Source organism: Marinomonas foliarum (genome assembly GCF_016906065.1).
In the GTDB taxonomy this organism is placed as follows: Bacteria; Pseudomonadota; Gammaproteobacteria; order Pseudomonadales; family Marinomonadaceae; genus Marinomonas; species Marinomonas foliarum.
The window spans coordinates 3,530,773-3,544,516 of the sequence record NZ_CP070273.1; the positions used below are offsets into that span (position 1 = coordinate 3,530,773).

The following is a 13,744-nucleotide window of genomic DNA, read 5'->3' on the forward strand; positions in this document are numbered from 1 at the left end:
AATGACAGCTGAACGCAAACGCGTTGTCCAAGGGGAAAAGTTACGTGGTGCCGATAAAATGGCGCGTATTCCCGTAAAAATTGTTCCAACAGAAGAGATTCCTCGTAAGCCTGATTGGCTTCGAGTTCGTATGCCTGCTTCTCCTGAAATTGCTCGTATTAAAGCAACGTTAAGAGAGCACAAGTTGGCGTCTGTTTGTGAAGAAGCAAACTGCCCAAATTTGGGTGAATGCTTTAGTAATGGTACTGCTACTTTCATGATTATGGGTGAGATTTGTACTCGTCGCTGTCCTTTTTGCGATGTTGCTCACGGTCGCCCTAATCCACTTAGCACAGACGAGCCAAAAGAATTAGCAGCTGCCATTCGCGACATGAAACTTAAATATGTTGTTATTACATCGGTAGATCGCGACGACCTTCGCGATGGTGGTGCGCAGCATTTTGTTGATTGTATTCGAGAGACTCGTGCAGAAAGCCCGAATATCGAAATAGAAACATTGGTTCCTGACTTTCGTGGTCGTATGGAAGTGGCTATTGACACCCTTTCAATAGCACCGCCAGATGTCTTTAATCATAACCTAGAATCTATTCCTCGCTTGTATCGTCAAGTAAGACCTGGGTCTGATTATCAGTGGTCACTGGATCTTTTGAAAAACTTTAAAGATCGTTGCCCTGAAGTACCAACTAAATCAGGCTTGATGGTTGGTATGGGCGAAACGTTTGAAGAAATTGTCGAAGTACTAAAAGATTTGCGAGCGCATAATGTGGATATGTTGACAATTGGTCAGTATTTGCAGCCATCTAAGCATCATTTCCCAATGGCTCGATTTGTACCACCTGAAGAATTTGCCCGTTATGAAGAAGTGGCAAAAGAGCTAGGTTTTAAGCATGCTGCATGCGGACCTTTGGTTCGCTCTTCTTACCATGCGGATAAACAAGCACATGGCGAACGAGTGTCTTAATTTGTTCCTTCGTTAGAATAAAGCGGAGTTAAGATTTATCTTAGCGCCGCTTTTTTTTATTTTAACTATACCTGAAATATCTGTCTGTGCTTCACTAAGTACACTTTATAAGAATGAGTGCTAATGTTTAGGTACATAGACATTTGGAGATAATATGAAGCCTTGGTCAATCAAAGATTCAATGGAACTTTATAATGTGAGTCATTGGAGTAGTGACTTTTTTTCAATCAATGATAAGGGTCGAGTGATTGCGTTACCGGATAGAGAAAATAGTATTGACCTAACTGAGCTTTCGGAAGCGCTTAAACAACAGGGGATTCCTTACCCATGTCTTGTTCGATTTCCTAATATTCTGCATTCGCGCATTGAAAAAATCACGAACTCGTTTCAACAAGCCATAGACTATTACGACTACCAAGCGCAATACGCTATTGTTTATCCAATTAAAGTGAATCAGCAGCGCCGAGTGGTTGAAGAGATCGCCGCTTGTCAGCCTGATAATTCATCTACTGTGGGCCTTGAGGCTGGCAGTAAGCCTGAGTTGATGGCTGTTCTAGCTATGCATAAAAATGCTGATGGTATTATTGTGTGTAATGGCTACAAAGACCGTGAGTTTATTCATCTTGCCTTGATGGCCGAAAAGATGGGGCATCAAGTTTTCATCGTAGTTGAGAAAATGCATGAGCTAGATTGGATTCTAGAAGAAGCGGAAAAAATTGGAGTTCAACCTCGTATTGGTATTCGTATTCGACTGGCTTCAACTTGCACTACTCACTGGGGCAATAGTGGTGGTGAAAAATCGAAATTCGGTCTAACCACATCTCAGTTATTACGTGCCATTGATCGATTACGTGAATTGGATTTATTGCATTGTCTTGAATTAATCCATTTTCATTTAGGGTCGCAAATTACCCGAATCCGAGATATTCAAAATAGTCTGAAAGAATGTGCTCGTTATTATGCTGAACTTCATCAAATGGATGTCAAAATCAAGTGGGTTGATGTTGGTGGCGGATTGGGTGTTGATTATGAAGGCACTCGCAGTCAGAACGACTTCTCTGCAAACTACAGCATCGGCGAATATGCTAATAATGTGGTGTTTGCTTTCCATAATGTGTGTGAGCAATATGAACTACCTCATCCACATTTGATCTCTGAATCTGGTCGTGCGGTAACGGCTCATCATGCGATGATGATTGCCGATGTTTTTTCGCATGGCGCAGAGCTTTTACCGATTGAAGAGCCGAGTGAAGAGTGTGAATTAGAACTACAACGACTCTGGGCGTCTTATCAAAGCCTAAAGGGGCAACAGGAAGAGGGTCGCTCTCTGGTTGAGATTTATCATGACTTGCTGGATGACTTTAATGATAGTTTGACTTTATATAACCACGGTCAGCTTAACCTTGCCCAAAGAGCGCAAGCTGAAAATCTTTTCTTATCAGCGTGCCGTAATTTATTGCCTCGTTTAGATAATCGAAACCGAGGTCATCGCCCAGTTATTGATGAGCTTAACGAACGTTTAGCCGAAAAGTTGTTTGTCAATTTGTCAGTGTTCCAGTCAATGCCTGATGCCTGGGGGATTGATCAATTATTTCCTGTGTTGCCTTTGCAGGGATTGGATCAGGCGCCTTCTTTTAGAGGTAAGATTCAAGACGTCACCTGCGATTCTGACGGTTGTTTATATAGCTATGTGGATGGTCAAGGTATTGAGTCGTCTCTGCCATTGCCACCGCCGCCGCCGAAAGGCGAGGATTATCTGATGGGCTTTTTCTTAGTGGGAGCGTATCAGGAAACCTTAGGGGATCTACATAATTTATTTGGTGACACTTGTTCGGTCGACGTATATCTAACGGATGACGGCTTTAGAATCGACCATGTATTAAAAGGTGATAGTGTTCAGGATGTGTTGAAGTTTGTTAGTTATGATGAGAAAGAATTAATTAAGCGCTATCAAGATAGAATAGCAGCAAGCTCACTTAGTCAGGAAGAGCAGGTGAAGCTTATGGCTACTTATAAAAAAGTACTAGAAGGCACAACCTATTTGACTCAGGTATAAGCTAAGCCTTTGAGCTTACGACACAAGATATTTTGGAGGTAGTAGAGTATGAGTACAGTAAAAGTAGCCTGCGTTCAAATGGCAATTAGTACAGATTTTCAAGAGAACCTAGACAATGCTGTTGCGCAGGTAAGAGAAGCTGCAGCAAATCAGGCAAATATAATTCTGTTACAAGAATTGTTCATGGGGCCATATTTCTGCATCGATCAAAAGCCTGCTTACTTTGATTGGGCGCAGCCTGTTAATGATTGTTTGGCGATCCAGACTATGAGTGCGCTTGCAAAAGAATTGGGTGTGGTTTTGCCAATTAGCTTTTTTGAGCGCGATGGGAACGTCTTTTATAACTCATTAGTGATGATTGATGCCAATGGTGATGTGATGGATTTGTACCGCAAGACGCATATTCCAGATGGTCCTGGTTACCAAGAAAAATACTACTTCACACCAGGTAATACTGGCGTGAAAGTTTGGGATACAAAGTTTGGTCGAATTGGTTGTGGGATTTGTTGGGATCAGTGGTTTCCAGAATTGGCTCGTGAATTGGCTTTAAAAGGTGCTGAGTTGATCTTCTATCCTACAGCAATTGGCTCTGAACCTCCTTACCCAGAGTGGGATTCAAAAGATCATTGGCAAAGAACCATGCAAGGCCATTCTGCCGCGAATATGGTGCCTGTTATTGCTGCGAACCGTGTTGGTCGAGAAGAAGGAGAAAATAGCTTTATTCAGTTTTATGGTTCTTCTTTTATGACAGACGAAATGGGCGCTATGAAGTGTGTTGCGGGTCGAGATGAAAGTATAATTCTATATTCTGAATACGATTTAGATGCAATACGCAAAGCACGCCGTTCTTTTGGGTTATTCCGTGACCGTCGACCAGATCAATATCAAGCGGTTACTTCGGGTGCTGGGGTCACTTGGGATAAATAGTCAAAAAAGTGCCCGCTTCAAAGCGGGCACAAAAGCTTTCCATATCCCTATTGATATAAAGGGGGATACCAATAGGGAAGATCTACTCACACTTGGCTTTTCGAAGCCTAAAAGGTTTTAAAATAATAGTGTAATAGGTATTTTTAAGTACCTCTGTCGGTAGTCAAAAGCATATTGCTACGCTTTAATAAAATAAAATGAACCGTCAGTATAGATCTGTCCAAACTTAGGTAATAACTATAGTCGGAGATTGCCAATAAGTACGTATATAATTCATGTTTGCACATTTTAGAGCCATCTTTCTGTCTGATTAGAGAGTCTATGAACGTATTTAGTTCCCCAAATGCATTGCCTTATTATGCCGTTTCGCTTTCTAGTAAACTGATGTCGAATGATTTGACCTACCGAATTATGGCTGAAAAAATACTCGAACTTGTGAAAGATCAGCCCGGCTATCTTGGTGCCGAATATAGCTCAGGTGAGATGGACGTATTCATGACTTATTGGGCAAGCAAAGCTGAGGCTGAGGCTTGGCTTAATCATGATGTACAGCGTAGGCTTTTATCTATTGGTGAAAATTGTTGGTACGAAGAATATTCGTTAAAGCTGTTTGAAGTGATGAAGGATATGTCGTTTAAATACTCTAACCATGATTTGTATGCATCACGCTTTCCTCGTATCGTCACGGAACGAGGAGTACTAAGGGTGTTGGATGAAAGCCAAGCGCCTCTACTGTATGACTATATCAACCAAGAAAAGGAATTTTTAACACAGTGGGAGCCACTTCGCAGTGAAGGCTACTACTCGCTTGAAACCTGTGCGTTGCGCATACGTGAAATGCGTCGAGACTTCCTTGAAGACAGAGGGGTTGTGTTCTGCTTTTTATCTTCTAATGAAGACAGAATGCTTGCGTATACCAATTACTCCAATATTATTCGTGGGGTTTTTCAAGCTTGTAATTTAGGGTACAGCATACGAGAAAGCGAGCAGGGAAAAGGGATTATGCATGAAGCATTAAGCGCGGGGTTAGAGTACCTTTCTAAAGAGTTGCATATTGATCGAATACAAGCCAGTTACATGCCGAGAAATGTTCGCAGTGCAGCGGTACTGAAGAAGTTAGGTTTTGATAAGGAAGGTGTGGCAAGAGATTATTTGAAAATTAACGGCGAGTGGGAAGACCATATTTTAACTGCGCTAGTATTGCGTTAGTTGTCTATTGAACAGAGCTTACTTCACTAGGTTCGGGTTAGAAGGTGTACGCGTCCTTCGCTGTAATCTTTGGTCATAACTGAAAGTACAATACTATTTTGATCTCCTGGGTTTAATATGGCGACAGCTTCCTTAGGAGGGACAACTTTTCCTATACTAGGGCAAGATGTAGGTGTTTTTGATTTGCTCATGAAGACTGCAGAGCCATTCAATGGTAAAAAATACTGCGTCGCTGCTTTATGGTAATAGAGGGTTTCATTGTATTTTGTTGGGTACAATTCTAGTGCAATTCGCCCGTGCTCTGTTTCCCAAAGAGGCCACACTTTGATTTGGTTCCTTCCTAATTGCAATTCTACCGTTCCTGACGATATTTTCTCAAATGGGTGAGTGGACTTTGTATTAACAGAGGTCGACAGTCTAATTAAGCAAAGCTCGACTCTGGGTGTGAGTAAAGTGACAGAGTTAATCGTATTTGCATTGAGCCAAATTCCTTGATGCTTTTTCAAAGTGATTTCTTCCGCTATGTTTTGAACATTGCTGGACTCATATTGTTGCAAGTACACTTCGCCTTTAAGCAAAAACAGGAATGTATCAACTGGATTGTGATAAAAGCGGGTCGGTGTCACATCTTGAACAAGGTGATCATGGATAATTAAAAGGTCGTCTTGCTGGTGCACAATAATACGTTTGCTGGCTTCGCCAAGACTGTAGTCTAGGGGGGGGCTTGTATTTTGGGCTGTTGCATTCACCATCGGTTACCTTTTTGCTAATTGACAGTATTGAAACACGAGAATGCAGGCCTTTCCATGATAATCTTACGCAGACTGTTGCAGTGTATTGGGAAGTTTCTTTATAGTTGTTCCCATATTAGTTTATGAAATCCGTATGTGTCGATAATTTACACATTCAAACGATTGTAGAAGGAAAATTTCCTTGAGTGAGTTGTCAAATTTTGAGTCGAATGAAACCCTTTCATTAAAAGACTACACAGAAAAAGCGTACTTAAATTACTCAATGTACGTGATTTTAGACCGAGCATTGCCACACATTGGTGATGGGTTAAAACCGGTTCAGCGTCGCATCATCTACGCGATGAGTGAACTTGGTCTAAAAGCCAGCGCTAAATACAAAAAATCCGCTCGTACCGTGGGTGATGTTCTGGGTAAGTTCCACCCTCATGGTGACAGTGCCTGTTATGAAGCTATGGTGCTGATGGCACAGCCTTTCTCGTATCGTTATCCATTAGTGGACGGGCAAGGTAACTGGGGCGCGCCAGATGATCCAAAATCTTTCGCTGCCATGCGTTATACCGAATCTCGATTGTCTAAATACGCTGATGTCTTGCTTAGAGAAGTGAGTCAAGGAACAGTGGATTGGGTGCCTAACTTTGATGGGACTCTACAAGAGCCGTCGGTTTTACCATCACGTCTGCCAAATTTATTGCTTAATGGTACCACAGGTATTGCTGTTGGCATGGCTACTGATATTCCACCACATAACTTGCGTGAAATTGGTGGTGCTTGCATTCATTTGCTTAATAACCCAAATGCTGACTTAGAAGATCTACTTAATTTTGTCCAAGGCCCGGACTTTCCAACAGGTGGTGAAATCATCACGCCTAGAAGCGATATTGTTAAGCTTTATGAGACAGGTAAGGGACAAATTAAAGCCAGAGCTCGCTTTACTATTGAGGAAGGCGAAATCGTTGTAAATGAGCTTCCGCATCAGGTGTCTGGTAGTAAAATATTAGAGCAAATTGCAGCGCAAATGCAGGCGAAAAAATTGCCTATGGTGGTGGATTTACGTGATGAATCGGATCACGAAAACCCTACTCGATTGGTGATTGTGCCTAAATCAAATCGTGTTGATATTGATTCGGTGATGACGCATCTCTTTGCAACGACAGATCTTGAGAAATCTTACCGCACGAACATGAATGTGATTGGGCTTGACGGTTTACCGCAAGTTAAGCCGCTGAAGAATTTCTTATCTGAATGGTTGCGCTTTCGTATTGATGTTGTGCGTCGTCGTTTACAATTCCGCCTGGACAAAGTTAATAGCCGTTTGCATATTTTAGAAGGCTTGTTGATTGCTTACTTAAATATCGATGAAGTTATTGAAATCATCCGTACGGAAGAAAAGCCGAAAGTCGAGTTAATGTCTCGCTTTGGCTTAAGTGATGCCCAAGCAGAGTCAATTCTAGAGTTGAAATTACGTCATCTTGCTAAGCTTGAAGAAATGCGTATCAAGGGGGAGCAAGACGAGCTAGAGAAAGAACGCAAGCAGCTTGAGGGGCTATTGTCTTCTGATCGTAAGCTGAAGAAATTGATTTCAGATGAGATTCAAGAAGCAATTGACGCTTTTGGTGATGACCGCCGTACACCTATTGTAGCTCGTAAAGAAGCGCAAGCTTTTAGCGAAGAAGATTTGTTATCTAATGACCCTATTACTGTGGTTATTTCTAAGCAAGGCTGGATTCGTGCTGCCAAAGGCCATGATATTGATGTAAATGGATTGAGTTATAAATCTGGCGATGAATTCCTAGTTAGTGCAAAAGGTCGCTCTAATCAGATGCTTGTTCTAGTTGCTTCAAATGGGCGTACGTATTCGATTAAAGCGCATACCTTGCCCTCTGCTCGAGGACAGGGAGAGCCCATAACTGGACGTATTTCATTAGAAAAAGACGCAACAGTTGTTTCTATGGTGCTTGATAGTGAAGAGACCCATTACTTGATTGCCAGCGATGCAGGTTACGGCTTTGTTGCGCAGCTCAAAGATTTGTATGCAAAAAATAAAGCAGGTAAAGCAACCTTGACGCTACCAAAAGGTGGACAAGTAATGGCGCCAGTGCGTGTTCAGGATCCTACCTCAGGTCGTGTTGTTGCTATCTCTAATGAAGGGCGTATGTTGGTATTCGATGTGGCTTCGTTACCTCAGATGGCAAAAGGTAAGGGCAATAAGATGCTTAGCATCCCAAGTGCTCGTGCTGCCGATAGAGAAGAGCTGGTGGTTGCTTTAGCCTGTGTGCAACCAAATGATCTTTTAACCGCTTATGCTGGGAAACGTTTCATTTCCTTCACGGAAAAAGATTTAGAGGAATATCTCGGAGAGCGTGGCCGAAGAGGTCTTAAGTTGCCAAGAGGACTACAACGAATTGATAGTCTTGAAGTCAAGATTGGAGAGGGAAAGGTAGCTAAAACTGATGACTCGCCAAGCCAAGATTTATTTTAATAATGGATAAAGTGAGACGAGGGTCTAGAATTGAATTCTAGGCTCTCATTTTTTTGAACCAGGTCTTGGGTTTTGTACTTATTACGAAAATGGACTTGCTTGCGATAAGAGGAAAAGAATATGAAAGGCAGCAAAAAAGTAATTGATAGTTTGAATACCTTGTTAGCGAACGAATTAGCCGCGATTGACCAATATTTTATTCACTCTCGCATGTATGAAGATTGGGGCTTAGATAAACTTTATGAGCGCCTTAATCACGAGATGGAAGAGGAAACTCAGCATTCTGATTGGCTTATCAAGCGCATCTTGTTCTTGGAAGGTGTACCGTGCATGACGAAGCGTCGTGATTTATTGATTGGCTCAGATGTTCATTCAATGATGAGCAATGACCTGACGCTTGAACTTGAAGTGGTTAGTTGTGTGAGAGAGGCCATTGCTGTGTGTGAAGCAGAAGGGGATTATCAAACACGTGAGACATTAGAGAAGTTGTTGTTTGATACGGAAGAAGACCATGTTTATTGGTTGGAAAAACAGCTTGGCCTAATGGAAAAAATTGGTATGCAGAATTATTACCAGTCACAAATGGGTAACTAAGGAGAGGTGCTATGAAAGGGGATCGTGACGTAGTTGCCAATCTGAACAAAGTCTTGGCGAATGAGTTGGTTGGTATTAACCAGTATTTTCTTCATGCTCGCATGTTTAAAGACTTTGGATTTAGTGCGCTGGATAAAGCCGATTATAAAACCTCTATCCAAAAAATGAAAAATGCTGATCGTTTGATCGAACGAGTGTTGTTTCTGGAAGGTTTGCCTAATTTGCAAGATCTTGGTCGCCTGAGGATTGGTGAAAACAGCGAAGAGATGATTTCGGCTAACTTGGAGTTTGAGTTAGATACTTTGCCAGCTCTTAAGACGGCTATCGACTTATGTGAGCAGAAAAAAGACTTTATGAGTCGTGATGCATTGGAAAAAATATTAGAAGAGCAAGAAGAGCAGATCGATTGGCTTGAAACGCAACAGCATTTGATTGCTAGTTCTGGTATTGAAAACTACTTACAGTCGCAAATGTAATTCAGTATTTTGCCATTAAGCTACTTGAACTTGGGTGTCGGCAATCTTGATTAGCTCACTGTTCAGTAGCTTTTTTGCGCACTGGCAGCATTTTCCGCACTGGCTACCAATACTGTGTTCTTTGTAGAGTTCACGCATGGTTGTTGCCCCATCTTGAATGGACGCTTTGATCTCTTTGTCTGATACTCTGTTACAAATACAAACATACATAAATGAAAATCACTCTCACTAATATTCTGATCATGCGATTCTATTTTTAATGTTAATGATTATCAATAGATAAATATTAATCTATTTTAAATATTTGATAGTTTTTTTGTCGAGTGTATTGATAAGCCTACTGATAAAACCGCTGAACGGCTTAGGTCTTATCAGTAGCATAATGAAATTACAGAGTTTCTTACTGTTCTTTTTCTGCAATATCCGTCAAAACTTTCAGAAAGGCTTCTGGGTCATGGGCGCCATGAACCATGTATTTATCATTGATGACATACGTAGGCACAGACTGGATATCCAAACTGCGTAGGTGTTGTAACTTCTTCTCAGTAAGAGCTTTCGCTTCTGTGCTGAGTGCATATTCTATATCGACTTTTTGCATGCCAATGCTAACGGCTACTTCTTCAAGAATACTTTTTGATCCTATGTCTTTTCCGTCAGTGAAATAAGCATGGAATACCGCCAACACAAAAGGTGTAGCTAGCCCAGATTTGGTAGCAGCAAGCACAAATTGATGAGCAAGCTTGGTATTGGGGATGCGGTCATTTTCTGAGAAATTAAATTGAATACTTGCTTCGATACCCACTTGCTGGATAGCGTGAGTGGCTTCGTTTAATTTTTCTTGACTACCGAATCGCTCGCCTAAATAAGTTTCACGGTCTGCACCTTCTAAAGGCATGTCTGGATGCAGTTCAAAAGGCTGCCAACGAATGTCTATGCGGTAATCGTCTCCTAGCTGTTCAATAGCTTGTTTAAGGCGCGAGTAGCCTAAGTAACACCAAGGGCAAACAACATCTGAAATAATGTCGATACGTAGATCGGCCATGTATTCTCCTAACAAATAATAAATTACTGAGTATATAAAGTGTTTAATTAACGCTTAGCGCAATGCATTGGCTTATTTCGGTATAAGAACGACTACTTTCTTTATGCCAGTGATTAAACGCAGCTTGTGCTGCTTTCCATGCAGATTGGGTGTCTCTGCCGGTGGTGATTATCTCATGTTGGCGCAAGTAACCCTCAACATCCCTCGTTAACATAAAAGTATCTTTGCCCATTGCTCTTAACGTGTAAGGGCCTGTATTACCACCAAGACGAGCACCATGTTTTTTTAAGTAGGCCCACAGGCCAATAATGTCGTCATTTGGCCATTGAGCAACAAAGCTCGAAAAAGAGCCGTGGCTAGCCTGACATTCGCTAATCATAAGGGCATTTTCGCGAATCGTCATAACCTTGCCAAAGTTGCGAATGATGCGAACGTCTTTGGCTTTTTCTTCCCACATTTCGTCATGGATTAGCAGCATCTTTTCAATGTCAAAGCCGAAAAATACGGTTTCGAACCCAGGCCATTTATTGCGAACCACTTGCCAATTGATGCCAGATTGAAAGATTTTCTGAGAGAAGGCTGCAAGCCACCGGTCATCACTGTGTTGGCTTAATTGTGCTGTGCTCAGTGGCACAGAGAGCATCGCGTCTAGAAGGTTTTTTCCTCCATGGCGAAGAGCTGCCCGATCATAAATGGATTGGAAGAGTTCGTATTTCATATTGGACTCCTGTTTTGTAGCGGCCAGTTTATCATAAGCCTTGCTTGATATAATGGAGTTAACCAATATCTTGTTTGGTATTTTAGTGATTGACGCTATGTGTTTGTCCTATAATGCCAATAAATGACCTATCGAGAGAAGTTGAATGACACACTTAAGCGTTAATTTGAATAAAATTGGTTTACTTCGAAATTCTCGTGGAAGAGATTACCCAAATTTAATTGATATGGCTGAACGCACACTTGAGCTGGGTGCGTTTGGTATTACTATTCATCCAAGACCTGATCAGCGACATGCTACGTATCAAGATGCGCACGATTTAAAGGCGTTATTAAAGCGCTTTCCTGGCACAGAGCTGAATGTTGAGGGCTTTCCAGATGCACAGTTTTTAGATGTGGTGTTAGAAGTAGAGCCGGATCAATGTACCTTGGTGCCTGATGATCCAAACCAGCTGACTTCAGACCACGGGTGGAATATAGCTCGTGATCAAGACGCCTTACGCTCAGTTATTGCAAAACTTAAGGCAAAGGGAATTCGAGTGGTATTATTTATGGATCCTGATGCTGAAAGTATGGCCTTAGCAAAAGAAGTGGGAGCTGATCGTGTTGAACTTTATACAGAAGCGTACGCGAATGCTTATGGTAAAGAGGGCTTTGATGCTGTGCTTGAAGAATATCAGCAAGCTGCCCAAGCCGCATTGGATGCAGGTTTAGAAGTGAATGCTGGACATGACTTGGATTTGAACAATGTTCAGGCCTTATGTGAGCAAGGTCGAATCATGGAAGTGTCAATTGGCCATGCGTTAACTGTGGAAGCGTTAAATATGGGCTGGGATAGCGTTGTAAAAGCGTATCTCGCTAAGCTAGCTTAAATACTAGTAATTAGAGATCAGTCAATGCAAAGTGGAAAAAGAGCACGCTGCGATACGTGTGGTTTTTTAGCTGATCAGTGTATTTGTCAGTGGATACCAGCGCTTTCTACACGATTAAAAATCTTGGTACTACAAGACCCTAAAGAAGCGCAACATGCTAAGAACACTGTGTCATTTTTGTCTTTAGGCCTGCCGTCAGTGGAATGTATTTCGACAGCCAATCATGATGCGATGATTCAGGTCTTTAGGCAAATAGATCCGGCCAAATGGCGTTTAGTGTTTCCATCGGATTCTGCTGAGTCTATTGAATCTATAAGCGCTGACACGGCTTCTGAAATTGAGGGTTTGATTTTACTTGATGCCACTTGGCGTAAAGCGAAGAGGCTATATTTTACAGAGCCCTTATTGCATGCTTTTGGTGCTGTCTGTTTTTCGCAGCCGCCAGAAGGGCAGTACAGTATTCGCAAATCACCCAGTGCAGAATCGTTATCGACTCTTGAAGCCTGTGCTTATGCGATAGAGCAAGTCACTGGTGAAAATATGCAACCACTAAGAGAGTTTATGGTGGCCGCTCAAGAATGGCAGTGGCGCAGGCAGCCTTTGAGTCACCGGCACCTTGATTAGTGGTTATTCCGTTATTAGAAAAAAGAGATTTGAAATTATTATGAGCAAACAAACTGAAATTGAAGCAGCGGTATTGCGTCGTCTTTTGAAGCACCTTGATGACAATAAATCTGTGCAAAATATTGATTTAATGAACTTGGCAGGATTTTGTCGCAACTGTCTGAGTAAATGGTATATGGCTGAAGCAGAACAGCAAGGAGTCGATGTTAACTATGATGAAGCTCGCGAATTCGTCTATGGCGAACCATATGATACTTGGAAAGCTAGGTATCAGCCAGAAGCGACTGCAGAGCAGCTAGCTGCATTTAATGCAAAGTCAAAGTCTGAGAAGTAATTTACCATTGAAAAAACGATTCCAATCGTTTTTTTTACTTTCGGGGCACGGCAGAAGATGTTTGTGTGTGCTCCTGATCGTGTGTTTTGTGCCGCATTTGTGGCTATACGCTGACGTATCGGATAAATATCGTAAGCTGGCTAAGCAAGCTGCGACTGTTTATGGTGCAGATGCAGAAAAACGCATACTAGCATGGCGCAAGTTGATAGATGAGTCTCAATCATTACCCATAGTAGAACAGCTAGCGGTGGTGAATAATTTTTTTAATCAAATGGATTTTGTTGATGATATGACTCTATGGGGCAAGGAAGACTATTGGGCTACGCCAATTGAGTTTTTAGGGATGCAAGCAGGGGACTGCGAAGATTTTACTATTGCTAAATATTTCACCTTAAGAGAGCTTGGTGTGCCTGATGATAAACTACGACTTGTGTATGTAAAAGCATTGAAGCTAAACCAACATCATATGGTATTGGCGTATTATCATAAGCCAACATCTGTTCCAGTCTTGCTTGATAATCTAGATAAAGAATTAAAACCCGCGACAAAGCGCAATGACCTCTTGCCTATTTATTCATTTAATGCAGAGAACATGTGGCTATCGAAAGAAAAAGGACGCGGTGTATTGGTCGGAGGCTCATCTAGGTTGAGCTTGTGGACAGAATTAAATAATCGTTTTAATACGATGACAAATTAGGAGA

At 41.8% G+C, this 13,744-nt stretch carries 15 protein-coding genes; 11 read left to right on the plus strand and 4 right to left on the minus strand.

Annotated elements, in window-relative coordinates; all coding sequences use genetic code 11:
* Position 1 precedes the first annotated feature (1 nt).
* The 4 genes from lipA to JSY38_RS16345 all read left to right on the plus strand — a co-directional run bounded on the left by lipA (position 2) and on the right by JSY38_RS16345 (position 5,153).
* Positions 2-961, plus strand: a complete 960-nt coding sequence (gene lipA / locus JSY38_RS16330) for a lipoyl synthase (protein ID WP_114412821.1) — start codon at positions 2-4, stop codon at positions 959-961.
* Positions 962-1,115: 154 nt separating this feature from the next.
* Positions 1,116-3,017, plus strand: coding sequence for a biosynthetic arginine decarboxylase (gene speA, locus JSY38_RS16335; protein WP_114412822.1), 1,902 nt, complete (start codon positions 1,116-1,118; stop codon positions 3,015-3,017).
* A gap of 48 nt (positions 3,018-3,065) precedes the next feature.
* Positions 3,066-3,944: an N-carbamoylputrescine amidase gene (gene aguB, locus JSY38_RS16340; RefSeq protein ID WP_205114202.1), complete on the plus strand. Its 879-nt coding sequence runs from the start codon at positions 3,066-3,068 to the stop codon at positions 3,942-3,944.
* Positions 3,945-4,265: 321 nt separating this feature from the next.
* Positions 4,266-5,153 carry a GNAT family N-acetyltransferase gene (locus JSY38_RS16345; RefSeq protein ID WP_114412824.1) on the plus strand — a complete coding sequence of 296 codons (888 nt, stop codon included), beginning with the start codon at positions 4,266-4,268 and terminating at the stop codon, positions 5,151-5,153.
* Positions 5,154-5,179: 26 nt separating this feature from the next.
* On the opposite strand, the gene JSY38_RS16350 is transcribed toward JSY38_RS16345, so the two are convergent.
* Positions 5,180-5,905, minus strand: a complete 726-nt coding sequence (locus JSY38_RS16350; RefSeq protein ID WP_205114204.1) for a hypothetical protein — start codon at positions 5,903-5,905, stop codon at positions 5,180-5,182.
* A gap of 181 nt (positions 5,906-6,086) precedes the next feature.
* On the opposite strand from JSY38_RS16350, the gene parC reads away from it, so the two are divergent.
* The 3 genes from parC (at position 6,087) to bfr (JSY38_RS16365) (ending at position 9,454) form a co-directional block, all read left to right on the plus strand.
* Positions 6,087-8,384, plus strand: a complete 2,298-nt coding sequence (gene parC / locus JSY38_RS16355) for a DNA topoisomerase IV subunit A (RefSeq protein ID WP_205114205.1) — start codon at positions 6,087-6,089, stop codon at positions 8,382-8,384.
* A 120-nt stretch (positions 8,385-8,504) separates the two neighbouring features.
* Complete coding sequence (gene bfr, locus JSY38_RS16360; protein ID WP_114412257.1) at positions 8,505-8,978, plus strand: bacterioferritin; 474 nt, start codon at positions 8,505-8,507, stop codon at positions 8,976-8,978.
* 11 nt (positions 8,979-8,989) lie between these two features.
* Positions 8,990-9,454 (plus strand): bacterioferritin, encoded by a 465-nt coding sequence (gene bfr, locus JSY38_RS16365; RefSeq protein ID WP_114412258.1) that lies wholly within the window; start codon positions 8,990-8,992, stop codon positions 9,452-9,454.
* 15 nt (positions 9,455-9,469) lie between these two features.
* Here bfr (JSY38_RS16365) and JSY38_RS16370 read toward each other — a convergent pair whose 3' ends face one another.
* The 3 genes from JSY38_RS16370 to JSY38_RS16380 all read right to left on the minus strand — a co-directional run bounded on the left by JSY38_RS16370 (position 9,470) and on the right by JSY38_RS16380 (position 11,214).
* Positions 9,470-9,664, minus strand: a complete 195-nt coding sequence (locus JSY38_RS16370; RefSeq protein WP_114412259.1) for a (2Fe-2S)-binding protein — start codon at positions 9,662-9,664, stop codon at positions 9,470-9,472.
* 190 nt (positions 9,665-9,854) lie between these two features.
* Complete coding sequence (locus JSY38_RS16375) at positions 9,855-10,496, minus strand: DsbA family oxidoreductase (protein ID WP_205114207.1); 642 nt, start codon at positions 10,494-10,496, stop codon at positions 9,855-9,857.
* A 43-nt stretch (positions 10,497-10,539) separates the two neighbouring features.
* Entirely contained in the window at positions 10,540-11,214 is a 675-nt protein-coding gene (locus JSY38_RS16380; protein WP_114412261.1) for a DNA-3-methyladenine glycosylase I, read from the minus strand.
* 145 nt (positions 11,215-11,359) lie between these two features.
* On the opposite strand from JSY38_RS16380, the gene JSY38_RS16385 reads away from it, so the two are divergent.
* The 4 genes from JSY38_RS16385 to JSY38_RS16400 all read left to right on the plus strand — a co-directional run bounded on the left by JSY38_RS16385 (position 11,360) and on the right by JSY38_RS16400 (position 13,740).
* On the plus strand, positions 11,360-12,085 hold the full coding sequence (locus JSY38_RS16385) for a pyridoxine 5'-phosphate synthase (RefSeq protein WP_114412262.1): 726 nt from the start codon (positions 11,360-11,362) through the stop codon (positions 12,083-12,085).
* A 24-nt stretch (positions 12,086-12,109) separates the two neighbouring features.
* Positions 12,110-12,709: a tRNA-uridine aminocarboxypropyltransferase gene (locus JSY38_RS16390; RefSeq protein WP_205114209.1), complete on the plus strand. Its 600-nt coding sequence runs from the start codon at positions 12,110-12,112 to the stop codon at positions 12,707-12,709.
* Between the two features lie 40 nt (positions 12,710-12,749).
* A complete protein-coding gene (locus tag JSY38_RS16395; RefSeq protein WP_205114211.1) occupies positions 12,750-13,043 on the plus strand; it encodes a DUF1244 domain-containing protein in 294 nt (97 codons plus the stop codon).
* A gap of 67 nt (positions 13,044-13,110) precedes the next feature.
* Positions 13,111-13,740, plus strand: a complete 630-nt coding sequence (locus JSY38_RS16400) for a transglutaminase-like cysteine peptidase (protein ID WP_239544015.1) — start codon at positions 13,111-13,113, stop codon at positions 13,738-13,740.
* Positions 13,741-13,744: the final 4 nt, after the last annotated feature.

What these genes read in the sequence shown, in the direction of transcription:
- bfr (WP_114412257.1), top strand. Translation starts at nt 8,505, where the DNA reads ATGAAAGGCAGCAAAAAAGTAATTGATAGTTTGAATACCTTGTTAGCG.
- JSY38_RS16350 (WP_205114204.1), bottom strand. Translation starts at nt 5,905, where the DNA reads ATGGTGAATGCAACAGCCCAAAATACAAGCCCCCCCCTAGACTACAGT.
- aguB (WP_205114202.1), top strand. Translation starts at nt 3,066, where the DNA reads ATGAGTACAGTAAAAGTAGCCTGCGTTCAAATGGCAATTAGTACAGAT.
- speA (WP_114412822.1), top strand. Translation starts at nt 1,116, where the DNA reads ATGAAGCCTTGGTCAATCAAAGATTCAATGGAACTTTATAATGTGAGT.
- JSY38_RS16385 (WP_114412262.1), top strand. Translation starts at nt 11,360, where the DNA reads ATGACACACTTAAGCGTTAATTTGAATAAAATTGGTTTACTTCGAAAT.
- lipA (WP_114412821.1), top strand. Translation starts at nt 2, where the DNA reads ATGACAGCTGAACGCAAACGCGTTGTCCAAGGGGAAAAGTTACGTGGT.
- bfr (WP_114412258.1), top strand. Translation starts at nt 8,990, where the DNA reads ATGAAAGGGGATCGTGACGTAGTTGCCAATCTGAACAAAGTCTTGGCG.
- JSY38_RS16370 (WP_114412259.1), bottom strand. Translation starts at nt 9,664, where the DNA reads ATGTATGTTTGTATTTGTAACAGAGTATCAGACAAAGAGATCAAAGCG.
- JSY38_RS16345 (WP_114412824.1), top strand. Translation starts at nt 4,266, where the DNA reads ATGAACGTATTTAGTTCCCCAAATGCATTGCCTTATTATGCCGTTTCG.
- JSY38_RS16375 (WP_205114207.1), bottom strand. Translation starts at nt 10,496, where the DNA reads ATGGCCGATCTACGTATCGACATTATTTCAGATGTTGTTTGCCCTTGG.
- JSY38_RS16390 (WP_205114209.1), top strand. Translation starts at nt 12,110, where the DNA reads ATGCAAAGTGGAAAAAGAGCACGCTGCGATACGTGTGGTTTTTTAGCT.
- JSY38_RS16380 (WP_114412261.1), bottom strand. Translation starts at nt 11,214, where the DNA reads ATGAAATACGAACTCTTCCAATCCATTTATGATCGGGCAGCTCTTCGC.
- JSY38_RS16395 (WP_205114211.1), top strand. Translation starts at nt 12,750, where the DNA reads ATGAGCAAACAAACTGAAATTGAAGCAGCGGTATTGCGTCGTCTTTTG.